This is a genomic window from Kitasatospora terrestris (genome assembly GCF_039542905.1).
GTDB classification, from domain to species: domain Bacteria; phylum Actinomycetota; class Actinomycetes; order Streptomycetales; family Streptomycetaceae; genus Kitasatospora; species Kitasatospora terrestris.
Window position 1 is genome coordinate 6014174 of sequence record NZ_BAABIS010000001.1, and the last position, 14695, is coordinate 6028868.

The 14695-nt window shown below is 73.4% G+C and carries 14 protein-coding genes and 1 tRNA gene; 10 read left to right on the top strand and 5 right to left on the bottom strand.

Annotation, left to right across the window (positions count from 1 at the left end):
• Positions 1 to 389: 389 nt before the first annotated feature.
• The 3 genes from ABEB06_RS27585 (at position 390) to der (ending at position 3929) form a co-directional block, all read left to right on the top strand.
• A complete protein-coding gene (locus tag ABEB06_RS27585; RefSeq protein WP_345699590.1) occupies positions 390 to 1475 on the top strand; it encodes a prephenate dehydrogenase in 1086 nt (361 codons plus the stop codon).
• A 149-nt stretch (positions 1476 to 1624) separates the two neighbouring features.
• Positions 1625 to 2341, top strand: coding sequence for a (d)CMP kinase (cmk, locus tag ABEB06_RS27590; RefSeq protein WP_345699591.1), 717 nt, complete (start codon positions 1625 to 1627; stop codon positions 2339 to 2341).
• Positions 2342 to 2462: 121 nt separating this feature from the next.
• A complete protein-coding gene (gene der / locus ABEB06_RS27595; RefSeq protein WP_345699592.1) occupies positions 2463 to 3929 on the top strand; it encodes a ribosome biogenesis GTPase Der in 1467 nt (488 codons plus the stop codon).
• Positions 3930 to 4006: 77 nt separating this feature from the next.
• Here the strand turns inward: der and ABEB06_RS27600 are convergent, their stop codons facing one another.
• Positions 4007 to 4456 (bottom strand): hypothetical protein, encoded by a 450-nt coding sequence (locus ABEB06_RS27600; RefSeq protein ID WP_345699593.1) that lies wholly within the window; start codon positions 4454 to 4456, stop codon positions 4007 to 4009.
• A 398-nt stretch (positions 4457 to 4854) separates the two neighbouring features.
• On the bottom strand, positions 4855 to 5844 hold the full coding sequence (locus ABEB06_RS27605) for a hypothetical protein (RefSeq protein WP_425559806.1): 990 nt from the start codon (positions 5842 to 5844) through the stop codon (positions 4855 to 4857).
• Between the two features lie 558 nt (positions 5845 to 6402).
• On the opposite strand from ABEB06_RS27605, the gene ABEB06_RS27610 reads away from it, so the two are divergent.
• Both ABEB06_RS27610 and ABEB06_RS27615 read left to right on the top strand, forming a co-directional pair.
• Positions 6403 to 7170: a transglycosylase family protein gene (locus ABEB06_RS27610; protein WP_345699595.1), complete on the top strand. Its 768-nt coding sequence runs from the start codon at positions 6403 to 6405 to the stop codon at positions 7168 to 7170.
• A gap of 175 nt (positions 7171 to 7345) precedes the next feature.
• Positions 7346 to 7699 carry a transglycosylase family protein gene (locus ABEB06_RS27615; RefSeq protein WP_345699596.1) on the top strand — a complete coding sequence of 118 codons (354 nt, stop codon included), beginning with the start codon at positions 7346 to 7348 and terminating at the stop codon, positions 7697 to 7699.
• Between the two features lie 28 nt (positions 7700 to 7727).
• Here the strand turns inward: ABEB06_RS27615 and ABEB06_RS27620 are convergent, their stop codons facing one another.
• Positions 7728 to 8534: an MBL fold metallo-hydrolase gene (locus ABEB06_RS27620; RefSeq protein ID WP_345699597.1), complete on the bottom strand. Its 807-nt coding sequence runs from the start codon at positions 8532 to 8534 to the stop codon at positions 7728 to 7730.
• A 145-nt stretch (positions 8535 to 8679) separates the two neighbouring features.
• Between ABEB06_RS27620 and ABEB06_RS27625 the strand changes: the two genes are divergently transcribed.
• The 5 genes from ABEB06_RS27625 (at position 8680) to ABEB06_RS27645 (ending at position 13123) form a co-directional block, all read left to right on the top strand.
• Positions 8680 to 9348 (top strand): alpha-ketoglutarate-dependent dioxygenase AlkB family protein, encoded by a 669-nt coding sequence (locus ABEB06_RS27625; RefSeq protein WP_345699598.1) that lies wholly within the window; start codon positions 8680 to 8682, stop codon positions 9346 to 9348.
• Between the two features lie 179 nt (positions 9349 to 9527).
• Positions 9528 to 10391: an acyl-CoA thioesterase gene (locus ABEB06_RS27630; protein ID WP_345699599.1), complete on the top strand. Its 864-nt coding sequence runs from the start codon at positions 9528 to 9530 to the stop codon at positions 10389 to 10391.
• A 119-nt stretch (positions 10392 to 10510) separates the two neighbouring features.
• Positions 10511 to 11317 carry a DUF1684 domain-containing protein gene (locus ABEB06_RS27635; RefSeq protein ID WP_345699600.1) on the top strand — a complete coding sequence of 269 codons (807 nt, stop codon included), beginning with the start codon at positions 10511 to 10513 and terminating at the stop codon, positions 11315 to 11317.
• 320 nt (positions 11318 to 11637) lie between these two features.
• Positions 11638 to 12894 (top strand): MFS transporter, encoded by a 1257-nt coding sequence (locus ABEB06_RS27640; protein ID WP_345702009.1) that lies wholly within the window; start codon positions 11638 to 11640, stop codon positions 12892 to 12894.
• 155 nt (positions 12895 to 13049) lie between these two features.
• Positions 13050 to 13123: transfer RNA gene (locus ABEB06_RS27645), tRNA-Pro, on the top strand.
• A gap of 70 nt (positions 13124 to 13193) precedes the next feature.
• Here ABEB06_RS27645 and ABEB06_RS27650 read toward each other — a convergent pair.
• Together ABEB06_RS27650 and ABEB06_RS27655 are read right to left on the bottom strand one after the other, a co-directional pair.
• Positions 13194 to 14495, bottom strand: coding sequence for a tyrosine-type recombinase/integrase (locus ABEB06_RS27650; protein ID WP_345699601.1), 1302 nt, complete (start codon positions 14493 to 14495; stop codon positions 13194 to 13196).
• A complete protein-coding gene (locus tag ABEB06_RS27655; RefSeq protein WP_345699602.1) occupies positions 14495 to 14683 on the bottom strand; it encodes a helix-turn-helix domain-containing protein in 189 nt (62 codons plus the stop codon). Before ABEB06_RS27655 ends, ABEB06_RS27650 begins: the two co-directional genes overlap by 1 nt.
• Positions 14684 to 14695: the final 12 nt, after the last annotated feature.

The following is a 14695-nucleotide window of genomic DNA, read 5'->3' on the forward strand; positions in this document are numbered from 1 at the left end:
CGATCATGCGACTTCGGCCTCCGGCGGGAAGCCGAACGTGCCCCCGGGGCTCGCGCCTGCGGCGGGCTCTGCGCTGCGCGCGCGGCGTTGCGCCTGCGACGGGTTTTCCGGGTTCCGCGAAGCCGCCCAGCCGGTTGCGGCACGCGTTGCACGTTGCGCGGCACGCCTCCGAGCGCTCCGGCGGGCCGTCGCCCGGTGCGTGGGACCGCCTGCGGCGGGCTTCGGCGGGGTGGTGCGTGCGGGCTGCCGGGCTGGGTGTCGGGTCGGGTGGTGCTCCGTGGCCGTCCCGGCCGGGGGCGTCCGGGGGGCGGACGGGCGGCGACCCGGGGGTGGGATGTGCGAGAGGATGGGGCAGCAGTAGCCCGTCGTGTCAGGAGATCCAGCAAGCCATGCGCACTGTCGCCGTCGTCGGCACCGGTCTGATCGGCACGTCCGCCGCGCTCGCGCTCACCCGGCGCGGGCTGACCGTCCACCTGGAGGACGCCGACCCGGACGCCGCGCGGACGGCGGCGTCGCTCGGGGCGGGCGTCACGGAGCCGGCCGAGGGGCCGGTGGACCTGGCGATCGTCGCGGTGCCGCCGGCGCTGGTGGGGAAGGTGCTCGCGGACTGCCAGCGGCGCGGCCTGGCCCGCTGCTACACGGACGTGGCGAGCGTGAAGGCGGGCCCGCGCGCGGAGGTCGCCGCGCTGGGGCTGGACACCGCGCACTACATCGGCGGCCACCCCATGGCGGGCCGGGAGCGGTCCGGCCCGCTGGCCGCCCGCGCGGACCTGTTCGAGGGCCGCCCGTGGGTGCTCACGCCCACCCCCGACACCGACACCGAGACGCTGAACGCGGCGCTGGAGCTGGTGGCCCTGTGCGGGGCGATGCCGATCGTGATGGACGCGGCCGCGCACGACCGCGCCGTGGCGCTGGTCTCGCACGCCCCCCAGCTGCTGTCCTCGCTGGTCGCCGCCCGGCTGGAGAACGCGGACGAGACGGCGATAAGGCTGTCCGGCCAGGGCGTGCGGGACGTCACCAGGATCGCCGCGTCCAGCCCCGGGATGTGGGTGGACATCCTGTCGGCGAACGCCGGCGTCGTGGCGGACATCCTGGAGGAGGTCGCCGTCGACCTGGGCGAGACGGTGACCGCGCTGCGCGCCCTGCAGGCGTCCGACGAGGGCGAGCGGCGGGCGGGCGCGGCCGGGATCGAGGCGGTGATGCGGCGCGGCAACACCGGCCAGTCGCGGATCCCGGGCAAGCACGGCGCCCCGCCGACCCGGTACGAGACGGTCACCGTGGTGCTCGGCGACCAGCCGGGCGAGCTGGGCCGGCTGTTCGGCGAGGTCGGCGCGCTCGGGGTGAACATCGAGGACGTCACGATCGAGCACTCGACCGGCCAGCAGGTCGGCCACGTGCAGCTCGCGGTCGCGGCCGGCGTGGTCAAGCCGCTGGTCACCGGCCTGCGCGAGCGCGGCTGGGCGGTGCGGGACTGAGGGCTGCGCCCACGGCGACGTGGACCGGCACGCCGGTCCATTAACCTTGAGTGGGACATCCCCGATTTTTCCGCGCCGAGCACCACCGCACGACGGTGCGCCCAGCACCGCGTGCAGCACAGCGCGTACAGCACAGAGAGGTTCGCCCCGTGGAAACTGCCGACCGAGCGTCGCACGCCCCGGTCGTCGTCGCCATCGACGGACCCTCCGGCTCCGGGAAGTCGACCGTCTCCCGGGCGGTCGCCGCCCGGCTGGGACTGAGCTTCCTCGACACCGGTGCGATGTACCGGGCGATGACCTGGTGGATGCTGGCCAACGACATGGACGTGGAGGACGCCGAGGCGGTCGCCATCGCGTGCACCAAGCCGGTGATCGTCTCCGGTACGGACGCCGACGGCCCGACGATAACCGTCGACGGGCAGGACGTCTCCGGGCCGATCCGCGGCCCCGAGGTGACCGCCAAGGTCAGCGCGGTCGCCGCCGTCCCCGCGGTCCGCACCCGCCTGGTCGAGCTGCAGCGCGGCTGCGCCGAGGTCGCCGAGCGCGGCATCGTCGCCGAGGGCCGCGACATGGGCTCGGTCGTCTTCCCCCACGCCACCGTCAAGGTCTTCCTGACCGCCTCCGAGACGGCCCGCGCCGAGCGCCGGGCCGCCGAGCTGCGCGCCAAGGGCCTCGACGAGGCGACCATCACCGCGATGGCCGCCGACCTCGCCCGCCGGGACGCCGCGGACTCCTCCCGGGAGACCGCGCCGCTCACCCAGGCGGCCGACGCGGTCCTGGTCGACACCAGCGACCTCACCCTGGAGCAGGTGATCGGCCGGATCACCGCCCTGGTCGAGGAGAAGGCCGCCCTCCCGGCCGCCTAGAACACCCACGACACCACGACAACCGTCCGACTACGAGCCACGTAGTTTCGCGCTGCCCGCGGGGCAGGTACGCACGGCACGCCCCTGGGAAGGGCCGGGCCGGGAAAAGGAATACAGGAACATGAGCAACGACACCCCGGTCGAGCACGCCCACCACGGCGAGCTCGGCGACGCCGAGTACGCCGAGTTCATGGCGCTCGCCGCCGAGGAGGGCTTCGACGCCGACGAGATCAACGCCGACCTGGACGGCGCCTCGCACGGCCCGCTGCCGGTGCTGGCCGTCGTCGGCCGGCCGAACGTCGGCAAGTCCACCCTGGTCAACCGCATCATCGGCCGCCGCGAGGCGGTCGTCGAGGACCGCCCCGGCGTCACCCGCGACCGCGTCACCTACGAGGCGATGTGGGCGGGCCGCCGGTTCAAGCTGGTCGACACCGGCGGCTGGGAGCTGGACGTCTTCGGCCTGGACGCGATGGTCGCCGCGCAGGCCGAGTTCGGCATCCAGTCCGCCGACGCGGTGCTGTTCGTGGTGGACGCCACCGTGGGCGCCACCGACACCGACGAGGCGCTGATCAAGCTGATCCGCCGCTCCGGCAAGCCGGTGGTGCTGTGCGCCAACAAGGTGGACGGCCCGTCCACCGAGGCGGAGGCCGCGTACCTGTGGTCGCTCGGCCTCGGCGAGCCGTACCCCGTCTCCGCGCTGCACGGCCGCGGCTCCGGCGACCTGCTGGACGCCGTGCTCGAGGTGCTGCCCGAGGCCCCGCCGCAGCTGTTCGGCAACGGCCAGGCGCCGGGCGGCCCGCGCCGGGTCGCGCTGATCGGCCGGCCGAACGTCGGCAAGTCCAGCCTGCTCAACAAGGTCGCCGGCGAGGAGCGGGTGGTCGTCAACGAGCTGGCCGGCACCACCCGCGACCCGGTCGACGAGATGATCGAACTCGGCGGCAAGACCTGGAAGTTCGTCGACACCGCCGGTATCCGCCGCCGCGTCCACCAGACCGCCGGCGCCGACTTCTACGCCTCGCTGCGCACCGCCTCCGCGCTGGAGAAGGCCGAGGTCGCGGTGGTCCTGATCGACGCCAGCGAGACCCTCGCGGAGCAGGACACCCGGATCATCTCGATGGCCGTCGAGGCCGGGCGCGCCGTGGTCATCGCGTACAACAAGTGGGACCAGCTGGACGAGGAGCGCCGCTACTACCTGGAGCGCGAGATCGAGCGCGACCTGGTCCAGGTCCAGTGGGCGCCCCGGGTCAACGTCTCGGCGAAGACCGGCCGGCACATGGAGAAGCTCGTCCCGGCGATCGAGACCGCGCTGCAGGGCTGGGAGACCCGCGTCTCCACCGCGCGGCTGAACGCCTTCCTCGGTGAGCTGGTCGCCGCCCACCCGCACCCGATCCGCGGCGGCAAGCAGCCGCGCGTGCTGTTCGGCACCCAGGCGGGCACCCGTCCGCCGCGGTTCGTGCTGTTCGCCTCCGGCTTCCTGGAGGCCGGCTACCGGCGCTTCATCGAGCGCCGGCTGCGCGAGGAGTTCGGCTTCGTGGGCACGCCGATCTCGATCTCCGTCCGGGTCCGCGAGAAGCGCAAGCGCAAGTGATCCGGGCCTGAGCGTCCGAAGGGCCGGGTGGGAGTTCCGACTCCCGCCCGGCCCTTCGCCGTTCCCTGCGCCGCGCGTCAGGCGTGGCTGCTGCGGCCCGGCGGCAGGGAGAGCATCGAGCGGTGCCGCCCGCCCCCCGTGCCGGCCGCCGGCTGCGCCGGACCGAGGTAACCGGCCGACACCCAGCCCGTGCCCTCGGGGGGCTGGGCCTGCGTGGGCATGTACTGCGGCGTCCCGTGGCTGTGCCCCGGGTACGTGTGGAACGCCTGCTGCTGCGGGTACGGCAGTCCTTCGAGCGGCTGCGGCTCACGCACCGCGAAGCCGGTGAACCGCATGTTCTCCTCGCCCGAGCGGTCACCCGGCAGTGCCCGGAACAGCCGCCGGTACTCGGAGTACAGCGCGTCGTAGATCGGCGTGGGCGAGACCGGGTGCTCCGCGTCGTACGACGGGCGCATGCTCGGGATCTGCCGGGCGGGGGTGGTGGTGGCGGAAGGGCGGCTCGGGGAGGCGACGTCGTAGCTGTACACGTAGGAGCCAACGAGCGAGTCCGCCCGGGGATGCGGGAAGCGTCCGGGCTGTCCTATGCCAGTCGGCGCGTTCTCGGTGGTGAACGGGGGTGCGGCGGGCGGCCGTTCGCCGCCCGTCGGCCCCGTCGGCCCCGTCGGCCCCGTCGGCCCCGTTGGTCCCGCTGGCTCCATGGGGCCGGGTGCGGCGGGGCCGGGTGCGGCGGTGTTCTTGGCCGGGCCGGCCGGGTCCGCCGGGCCGGGTGTCGTGGGCGCGCCGTCGTGGAGGCCGGGGGGAGCGGCCGGGGCGACGGCTCCGGGGCCGGTGCCGATTCCGGACTCGGGCGGGGTCCCGGGTGGGGTCCCGGGCGCGGGTGTCGGTGCGGCGCCGGGAGTGCCGGGCGCGGGGTCGGGGGCGGTGGTCACGTGCCCGCCAGCGGGAGCATCGCGGCGGCGAGCAGGCCCTGGGCGGCGGCGCGGTCGAGCGCCAGGCGCAGCAGGTCCTCGCGCGGCTGGCGGCCGACGGTTCCGGCCGGCACGGCGTACATGATCACCTCGGACTGGCGCCCGGCCGCCACCCGCCAGGCGTCGGTGACCTGGAGCGGCTGGTGCGCCTGCCACCACGCGGCGCTGCCACCGGTGGCGGAGGGCTGCAGGATCGCGTGCAGCCGGCCCATCGCCATCAGCACCGACCAGCCGCGGGTCGGCCGGACCGGCAGCTGGTTGACCTCCTCGACCAGCTGGAAGCCGTGTTCGGTCAGCAGCGACAGGAACTCGTCCTCCCCGGTGAGGCTGCCCGGCCGGCCGACCGGGCCGGTCGGCTCGACCACCAGCGCGGCCAGCCCGGTGTCCCCGCACAGCACGATGCCGCAGGTCACCCCGAGCACCGCGGGCTGGGCGGGCTGGGCGATGCCGGAGGAGGAGGGGGAGGGGGTGTTCACCGCCGGTGCGGTCAGCTGCGCGGGCGCGGCGACGGGCGGCGCGGCGGCCGGTACGGGAGCGCCCGGCGCGGGGATTCCCGCTGCGGGGACGCCCGGTGCGGGGGCTCCCATGGCCGGGGCTCCCATGGCGGGGGCGGACGGGGCGGCGGCCTGGGCGGCGAGCGCGGCGGTCAGCACGTCGGGCGTGGCCTGCCCCCCGGCCTGCGCCTGGCTGATGCTGCGGACCGCGCCCAGCAGCTGCTCCTCGGAGACCGGCACCACCTGGGAGGGGATGCAGCGGGAGTGGGCGAAGGCCAGCACCGCCGTCTCGTCGCCGACGAACAGCACGGTGCTGGTGGGCTCCACGAGGGAGTCACCCGGTTGGCGGCAGGAGGTGCAGTCGTAGGCGGAGGGCGCGTTGGCACCGGCCAGCAGGCTGTCGGCCTCGCCGTCGCCGATCTCGGCTCGTACGTCCTCGCTCACCTCGAGCATGCGTGGCACGGAGACTCCTCGGTTCCTCTGGGGCATGGGGACCGCGGCGCGGGTGCGCCCGACCGCCATTACCAACGGACCGTTGTGGCTGGGGTCACGGGTGAGCTCGGCTCCGACGGGATTTGCCGCAGTTCTGACTGCCCTGCGTAGCGTCCTGGTCGCAACGTGTCGATGCTGTGCCCGACCTCACAGGGGGCAAACTGTGACGCAGGCCGCATTTGAGGCGTGTTTGATCATGGAATCATCGGACAAATGGGGCAAATTGCAGCAATTTGCTAGATCAATACCGCCGGTAACGCCGCATTGACCTGGGAAGTCCCGAAAGTGTTTGGAGCCCGCCCGGCCGACTCGTAGCTTCGTAGCCAGTGCAACGAGCACTACCCGGGATCACCCCCGGACGCACGACCGCCGCAAGGCCGGTCCGGTGCGCGGAGGGTGGCCGGGGCGGCGCGGCACGTCCGACACGTGCACGGCCGTCCTGCGGACGCGGCGAGCGGAACCGTGGCCTTTCACAGGCCTGGTTCCGCATGCCCGCCCGGGGCTGTCGAGAGGATTCTCATGACCTTCCGTAACGAGACCGCCGCTGCCACCACCGCCACCAAGCGCAACCGCGTCCGGGTGGCCGTCATGGGCGGCGCGCTGGTCGCCCTGCCGGTGGCCGGCCTCGTCACGGCCAACACCGCCTCTGCCGCCTCGGTCTCCACCTGGGACAAGGTCGCGCAGTGCGAGTCCACCGGCAACTGGTCCATCAACACCGGTAACGGCTTCTACGGTGGCCTGCAGTTCACCTCCAGCACCTGGGCCGCCTACGGCGGCACCCAGTACGCGCCGCAGGCCAACCAGGCCACCAAGGCGCAGCAGATCTCCGTCGCCGAGAAGGTGCTGGCCGACCAGGGCCCGGGTGCCTGGCCCGTCTGCTCCGTCCAGGCCGGTCTGACCAAGGGCGGCGCCGCCGCCGACGTGGACACCTCCTCGTCCACCACCACCTCCAAGTCGACCACCTCCAAGTCGACCACCGACTCCTCGGCGTCGACCACCGACTCCTCGGCCAAGGCCTCGCGCTCCGAGACCCGCGCCGCGGCCCCGAAGGCCGCCGAGCAGAGCACCACCCCGAGCAACACCGACACCGCCAAGAAGAGCACCCCGGCCCCCTCGGCCCCGGTGAACACCTCCAAGGGCGGCACCTACACCGTGAAGTCCGGCGACACCCTGAGCAAGATCGCCGCTTCCCAGGGCGTCGACTGGCACACCCTGTACAACAACAACACCGGCGTCGTCGGCGGCAACCCGAACCTGATCTACCCGGGCCAGGTCCTGTCCGTCTGACCTCCGGTCGGCTCGCGCGCGAAGCCGCCGTCTCCCCTCGGGGAGCCGGCGGCTTCCGCCGTTCCGCGCACTCCCGTCGCTTCCGTCCTCGCCTCCCCGGACGGGTGCCCGGACGTATCCACGGACGGGTGCACGACGCGCGGCGGTGGGGGAGCCGGCTGCTTACCGTCGAGGGATGCGCAACCGTGTGACGAACCGGCCACTCCTGGTGGCCGCCCTGCTGATACCGGCCCTCGCCGCGCTCGCCCCCACCCGCGCGTCCGCGCTGCCCACCCCCGACGCCACCTGGGACCGCCTCGCCCAGTGCGAGAGCGACGGCGACTGGCACGCCGACACCGGCAACGGCTTCTACGGCGGCCTGCAGATCTGGCCCCCGACCTGGCGCGAGGCCGGTGGCCTGCAGTACGCCGAGCGGCCCGACCTGGCACCGCGGCGCCAGCAGATCGCGGTCGCCGAGGAGATCCTGCGCCGCCAGGGCTGGCAGGCGTGGGGCGCCTGCGCCCGCCAGATCGGCGTCCTCAAGCGCTGAGTACCGCTTTTTGCCGATCAGGTGGTGGTCAGGCCCAGGGCACCTCGCCCTTGGCGACCTTGGTGCCGAGCTCGGCGGCGTACGGCAGCCCGGCGTCCGGGTAGCGGCGGCGCAGCCCCGCCTCGGCACCGGCCGCGTCCGGCGACTTGCCGAGCTCGGTCTCGAAGGCCTTCAGGTAGTCGCGGGTCCAGCGGATCGCGGTGCCGTCGGTGGCCCCGCCGGCCCGCCGGTGGCCGGCCGCGACGAACGCCGGGTCCAGTGCCTCGATCCCGTCCAGCAGGTCGATCCACGCCTCGCGCTCGGCGGCGTGCGGGGTGTCCGCCGTCCACACGTGCAGGTCCTGGTACAGCAGCACCCCGCCGAACACCGAGCGGCTGCGGTGCTCCCACAGGTAGTGGTGGTCCGGCAGCCCCAGCTCCGCGCCGCGCAGCTCCAGCCGGTGGCCCTCCAGCTCGATCGCCCCGCCCGTCGGCAGCGGCTCCAGGTCGACCAGCCGGGTGGACAGCTCCCCGCCGAGGTGCGCCCAGGCGGTCCGCTTGGCGGCGTACGTCTCCTCGATCCGCTCGATCACCCGGGCCGGCGCCAGGACCGGCGTCTCGGGAAACGCGTCCCGCAGCGCCTCGGCGCCGAAGTAGCAGTCCGGGTCGCCGTGGCTGATGATCACCGCCGCCAGCCGCCGCCCGCTGCGCTCGACCTCCTGCACCAGCCGCCGCCCGTCCGACAGCCGGAAACCCGCGTCCACCAGCACCGCCCGGTGCGCGCCGAGCACCAGCACGGCCGTCTTGTACAGGGACTCCTCGGGGAAGTCGATGATCCTGAACTCCAGCGGGTCCATCCCGGCTCCCTTCCCGCGCTTGGCCTCCCCGTCAGCCTCTGCCGTCGCCCACCGCCGCGCACCCTCGCGCCGCGGGCGGCTGCGCCGAACGGTCCACCGGCGGCGGTGTCGGATCGAGTGCGGTCGCCGGTGGAAGGATGGGGGAGTGAGCGGCGAACTCTTCCCCCGTGAGCGCGCCGACCCCGCGCCCGGCGCCGTCCTGCTGCCCGACTGGCTCTCCGCCGCCGAGCAGCGCGAGCTGGTCGACACCTGCCGCGCCTGGGCCCGCCCGCCGGCCGGGATGCGCACCACCGTCCTGCCCACCGGCGGTGTGATGTCCGTCCGCACCGTCTGCCTCGGCTGGCACTGGTACCCGTACGGCTACGCCCGCACCGTGGTCGACGGCGACGGCGAGCCGGTCAAGCCCTTCCCCGACGAACTGCGCACGCTCGCCCGGCGGGCGCTCGCGGACGCGTACGGCGAGGGGCTGGGCGACGTGGCCGGGGCGCCCGGGTACGAGCCGGACGTCGCGCTGGTCAACCACTACCCGCACGGCGCCAGGATGGGCCTGCACCGGGACCGCGAGGAGCGGATCGACGCCCCCGTCGTCTCGCTGTCCCTGGGGGACACCGCCCTCTTCCGGCTCGGCAACACCGAGACCCGCACCCGCCCCTGGACCGACCTGGAGCTGCGCAGCGGCGACCTGCTGGTCTTCGGCGGGCCGTCCCGGTTCGCGTACCACGGCGTGGTGCGGACCCTGCCGGGCACCGCCGACCCCGCGCTCGGGCTGGTCGGGCGGCTGAACATCACCGTGCGGCAGTCGGGGCTGGACTGACCGACCGGTGCTCCAGCAGTCGACCGCCCGGTGCTCCGGTGGTCGACCGTCCGGTGCTCCGATTGACCGCCCCGGGCGGCGGGAATTCCCGGACGGCGAGGAAACTTGAGGGTGAGGTATGCGGTGATCACGGGCACACACCCAGAGCCCGCCCGATCGCCAGGAGAGGGAGCGCGCACATGGGAACCCCCGTCGACCAGCTCGTCGACCTGCTCGACCTGGAACAGATCGAGCTGAACATCTTCCGCGGCCGCAGCCCCGAGGAGGCGCTCCAGCGCACCTTCGGCGGCCAGGTCGCCGGCCAGGCCATGGTCGCCGCCGGACGGACGGTCGACGCCGACCGGCCGGTGCACTCGCTGCACTCCTACTTCCTGCGCCCCGGCATCCCCGGCGTGCCGATCGTCTACCAGGTCGACCGGATCCGCGACGGCCGATCCTTCACCACCCGCCGGGTGCTCGCCATCCAGGGCGGGCGGTCGATCTTCGCGCTCACCGCCGACTTCCACAAGCCCGAGCAGGGCGGCATCGAGCACCAGAACACCATGCCCGACGTGCCCGGACCCGAGGAGCTGCCCAGCGCCCTCGACGAGGTCGGCTCCAAGCTCGGCGAGCTCCCCCCGTTCATCAGCCGCCGCCAGCCCTTCGACATCCGCTACGTCGACCGGCTGAGGTGGTCCCGCGAGGAACTCGACGGCGTCGAGGCGCGCAGCGGCGTCTGGCTGCGCACCAACGGCGCCCTGCCCGACGACCCGCTGATCCACGTGTGTGCCCTCACCTACGCCAGCGACATGACGCTGCTGGACGCCGTCCGCGCCCCCGTCGAACCGCTCTGGGGCGAGCGGAACTTCGACATGGCCTCGCTCGACCACGCCATGTGGTTCCACCGCCCGTTCCGCGCCGACGACTGGCTGCTCTACCGGCAGGAGTCGCCGATCGCGCACGCCGCCCGCGGCCTCGCCCGCGGCGAGATCTACGACCGCAGCGGCCGCCTGGTCGTCTCCGTCATGCAGGAGGGACTGTTCCGGCCGCTCGCCGGTCGCTGAGCCGCCGCGGGGCGGCGCTTCTGCCTCAGCTTCCGCTGCCCCCTCGCCGCCGCTTCGCCGCCGCCGAGCCGGCAACCTGTCCGCTTCTCCGCTTCGACTTCCCTGGGAGGGTTCCACCGATGACCGCCACCGCCGCCGACGAGTGGGAGCGCTGGACCGAGTCCCGCACCGCCTCCGTGAGCGCCCCGCACGGCCCGCTGTCCCTGACCGGCACCCACTGGCTGGAGCCCGAACCCACCAAGATCCCAGGCCTGCCCGGCCAGTGGTGGGCCGCCGACGGGACCGTCCGAGCCGTCGTCGAGGCGACCGACGGCCTCCGGGCCGAGCGCGGCAACGGCCTGCTCGAGGGCGAGGTGGCGCTGCGCCCCGACACCGACCCGGCACCCGACCTCGCCGTCCTCGGAGACCTGCGCCTGGTGCCGATCGAACGCGAGGGCGAGCTCGCGCTGCGCGTCTTCGACCCGCAGTCCGCCGCGCGCACCGCGTTCAACTGCATCTCGGTGTTCCCGTACGCCGCCGACTGGGCCGTCCCCGCCGTCTTCACGCCCTACGAGACCGGCGACCGCGCGGTGGTCGTCCCCAACGCCGACGGGCGCGAACGCCCGCTCGACGTCACCGGCCAGATCGCCTTCACCCTGGCCGGCGAGCCGTACACGCTCACCGTCAGCCGCGCGGGAGCGGACGGGCGGCTGAGCGGCGTCATCGCCGACGCGACCAGCGGCCACGAGACGTACCGGTTCCGGTTCATCACCCTGCCCGCGCCCGACGCGGACGGGCACACCGTGCTCGACCTCAACCGCGCCTACCTGCCGCCCTGCGCCTTCGCCGACCACTTCGTCTGCCCCTTTCCGCCGCCCGGCAACCGGCTGCCCGTCGCGGTGGAGGCGGGCGAGCGGCACGTGGTGACGGCCGAACTGCTCGGCTGACGTGCCCCGGCCCGCGGCGGCCGTCCGACGCGCCTCGGTGGTCGCCTGACGCGGCGACAGACGGACCCCGCCCGACCAAGTGGCGGGGTCCGTATCCGAACATGGTCGATGTGTCGACAGAACAACAGGCGTCCAGGCCCGACTCCGCGCAGCCGGAGGCCCCGGCCGACAGCCCGCCGAAGCAGGCGCCGCAGGCCTCGGGGGTGTCGGGTCCGTCCGGGTCGTCGGGAGCGTCGGCGGCGTCCGGGCCGTCGGGAGCGTCGGCGGCGTCCGGGCCGTCGGCGGCATCGGCGGCGTCTGGGTCATCGGGAGCGTCGGGACTGCCCGTACCGTCCCGGCTCTCCCGACTGTCGCGGGGCGCACTCGCCGACCTCGGACCGCTCCGGGAGATCCCCGACTACCGGCGGCTCTGGTTCGGCCAGGCCGTCTCCGCCATCGGCCAGCAGATGACCGCCGTCGCCGTCTCCGTCCAGGTCTACCAACTCACCCACTCCACCTTCGCCACCGGGCTGGTCGGCCTCTGCTCCCTCCTCCCGCTCGTCGTCTTCGGCCTATACGGCGGCGCCATCGCCGACACCGTCGACCGCCGCCGCCTCGGCATGATCGGCTCCGCGGGCCTCGCCGTCGTCTCCGGCGGCCTCGCCCTCCAGGCCCTCCTCGGCGCCGAGCAGGTCGGCCTGCTGTACGCCGCCGTCGCCCTGCAAGGCGCGTTCTTCGCGGCCAGCTCACCGGCACGGTCCGCGATGATCCCGCGCCTCGTCCCGCGCGAACAGCTCCCCGCCGCCAACGCCCTCAACACCATCGGCATGAACCTCGGCCTCACCGTCGGCCCGATGCTCGGCGGCCTCCTCATCGGCGCGTACGGCGCAGGCTCCGCCTACGCCCTCGACACCGTCGCGTTCGGGGCCACGCTGTACGCGATGTGGCGGCTGCCCGCGATGCGCCCGACGGGCGCCACCGGCGCCCGCGCCTCCGTCCTGGACGGGCTCCGCTTCCTCCGCGAGCAGCCCAACCTGCGGACCAGCTTCCTCGCCGACCTCGCCGCCATGATCTTCGGGCTGCCCCGCGCCCTCTTCCCCGCCATCGCCGTCGGCTTCTACGGCGGCGGACCCGGCACCGTCGGCCTCCTCGTCGCCGCACCCGCCGTCGGCGCCCTCGCCGGCGGACTCTTCTCCGGCTGGATCGCCCGCGTCCACCGCCACGGCGCCGCCGTCCTCACCGCCGTCGCCGCCTGGGGACTCGCCATCGCCGCGTTCGGCCTCATCCACCAGCTCTGGCTCGGCCTGCTCTTCCTCACCGCCGCCGGCTGCGCCGACACCATCAGCATGATCTTCCGCAACACGATGATGCAGGTCGCCGCCCCCGACGACATGCGCGGCCGCCTCCAAGGCATCTTCATCGTCGTCGTCGCCGGTGGCCCCCGCCTCGGCGACTTCGAATCCGGCACCGTCGCCGCCCTCACCACCCCCACCGTCTCCGTCATCACCGGCGGACTCGCCTGCGTCGCCGCCGTCCTCCTCCTCGCCGCCCGACGCCCCGCCTTCCTCCGCTACGACGCCCGCCGACCCACCCCCTGACCTGCACCCTTCCCACCGCACCACGCCAGCCGAAACCTGGCAGCGAGCACCCCCCGACGTGCTGTATTGTTTTCCACGTCGCCGAGAGATCGGCGACAGGTCGCACCGCCGAAGATCACCGACCAACCGGTCGGAGACCCGAAGCAGCACGACCACGGGACGTGGCGCAGCTTGGTAGCGCACTTGACTGGGGGTCAAGGGGTCGCAGGTTCAAATCCTGTCGTCCCGACAGTGGTCAGAGGGCCGGAGACATGAGTCTCCGGCCCTTTCGACATCCATGGCTGACATCAGCGCCTTGCTCAGCGCCTCACGAGCACTCCCGCAGCGGCCGGACCGTCGTCGTCCCCGCCGCCCTCCGGCCCATTGTTGGCGACCACGCCGAGCGCGTCGTCCATCCGGTCCGCGGCCTCCCGCAGCGTCGACTGCATGACGTGCGCGTAGGTGTCCAGGGTCATGGTGATCGTGCTGTGTCCGAGTGTCTCCATGATGGTCCGCACGCCGACCCCCTCGGCGAGCATCAGCGAGGCACAGGTGTGTCGCAGGTCGTGCACCCTGATCCGCCGGATGCCGGCCGAGGTGCAGAGCGCTGCGAGGCTGCGGTTCAGGTTCCGCGGGTCGAGCGCCGTGCCGGTCAGCGTGGTGAACACCAGGCTGTCAGGCTGGATATCGAGCGGCTGCCAGTCCAAGCCCGCCTCCGCGCGCTCCTGAAGCTGGTCCTCGCGCCGCCGTCGCAGCTGCGCGACGCAGGACGCCGGCAGCGCGATGGTCCGCAGGGAGCGCGCGGTCTTCGGGGTGCCGAACACCAGGGTGCCCTTCACCCGTTGGAGGTTGCGACGCACCCGGAGCTGCCGAGCGTCGATGTCGATGTCAGCCCAGGTCAACGCGAGCACCTCGCCTCGACGGAGGCCCGTGGAGACGAGCAGCAGCCAGAGCGGGTACAGCCGGTGATCCCGCGCGGCGCGCAGAAGGAGGCGGACCTCGGCAGCGCTGAGCGGCTGGACCTCCTTGTGCGGCACCGAGGGACGCTCGACCAGCCGCGCCACGTTTCGGGCCAGCAACTCCTCGCGTACGGCGTTCTGCAGCGAGGACCGGAGCACAGCGTGGGCGTACTGAACCGTGCGCGCCGACGGCTGCCGCTTGCAGCACTTGCCCACCGCGCAGCATTCACGCTTGTCGACCGCGCGGTTGTGGTCGACCCGGCGCAGGCAGCAGAGGCAGCCATTGCGGAAGTCCGAGAGGAAGCGGCGTACGTCCGCTGGCGTCAGCCTGTTGAGCGGCTTCCGCCCGAGTGCGGGAACGATGTAGACCCGCGTAATGGGCTCGTAGCTCGACATGGTCGACGGCTTGTATCGCTCAGGGGCAACCGTCCCGAGCCAGTAGTCGAGGTATTTGTCGAGCGGCATGTTGGACGTGATGGCCGGAATACCCTGACGGGTCTTCTCCTGCATCTCCGTCAGCTTGTTCGCGACCTCGGTCCGGGTCTTGCCGTAGACCCATTTCCGGGCGCGGGTGCCGTCCGGCTTGTACACGTATGCGGCGGCGGCGTACCGCCCGTCCTTGCGTCGGGTGATAGTGCCTTCGCCGTTGGCGCGCCTGGCCACTAGTGGTTCTCCTCAACTCGCTTGCGCATGTAGGCGGTCACATCGGCGGTGTCGAAGCGCCGCAAGCGACCGATGGTGAAGCTCGGAAGTTCCCTTGAGCGCAGAAGGTCGTAGACCTTGCTGCGACTGAGTCGGAGGGCAGCCATGACCTCTTTCACGGTCATGGCCTCGGGTACGGCGGACGTCATTGAGCGGTCCTC

Excerpts from the sequence above, each read along its gene's own strand:
- ABEB06_RS27620 (WP_345699597.1), bottom strand. The coding sequence starts at position 8,534 with ATGGACCCGCTGGAGTTCAGGATCATCGACTTCCCCGAGGAGTCCCTG.
- ABEB06_RS27605 (WP_425559806.1), bottom strand. The coding sequence starts at position 5,844 with ATGCTCGAGGTGAGCGAGGACGTACGAGCCGAGATCGGCGACGGCGAG.
- ABEB06_RS27615 (WP_345699596.1), top strand. The coding sequence starts at position 7,346 with ATGCGCAACCGTGTGACGAACCGGCCACTCCTGGTGGCCGCCCTGCTG.
- ABEB06_RS27610 (WP_345699595.1), top strand. The coding sequence starts at position 6,403 with ATGACCTTCCGTAACGAGACCGCCGCTGCCACCACCGCCACCAAGCGC.
- der (WP_345699592.1), top strand. The coding sequence starts at position 2,463 with ATGAGCAACGACACCCCGGTCGAGCACGCCCACCACGGCGAGCTCGGC.
- ABEB06_RS27630 (WP_345699599.1), top strand. The coding sequence starts at position 9,528 with ATGGGAACCCCCGTCGACCAGCTCGTCGACCTGCTCGACCTGGAACAG.
- ABEB06_RS27635 (WP_345699600.1), top strand. The coding sequence starts at position 10,511 with ATGACCGCCACCGCCGCCGACGAGTGGGAGCGCTGGACCGAGTCCCGC.
- ABEB06_RS27655 (WP_345699602.1), bottom strand. The coding sequence starts at position 14,683 with ATGACGTCCGCCGTACCCGAGGCCATGACCGTGAAAGAGGTCATGGCT.
- ABEB06_RS27585 (WP_345699590.1), top strand. The coding sequence starts at position 390 with ATGCGCACTGTCGCCGTCGTCGGCACCGGTCTGATCGGCACGTCCGCC.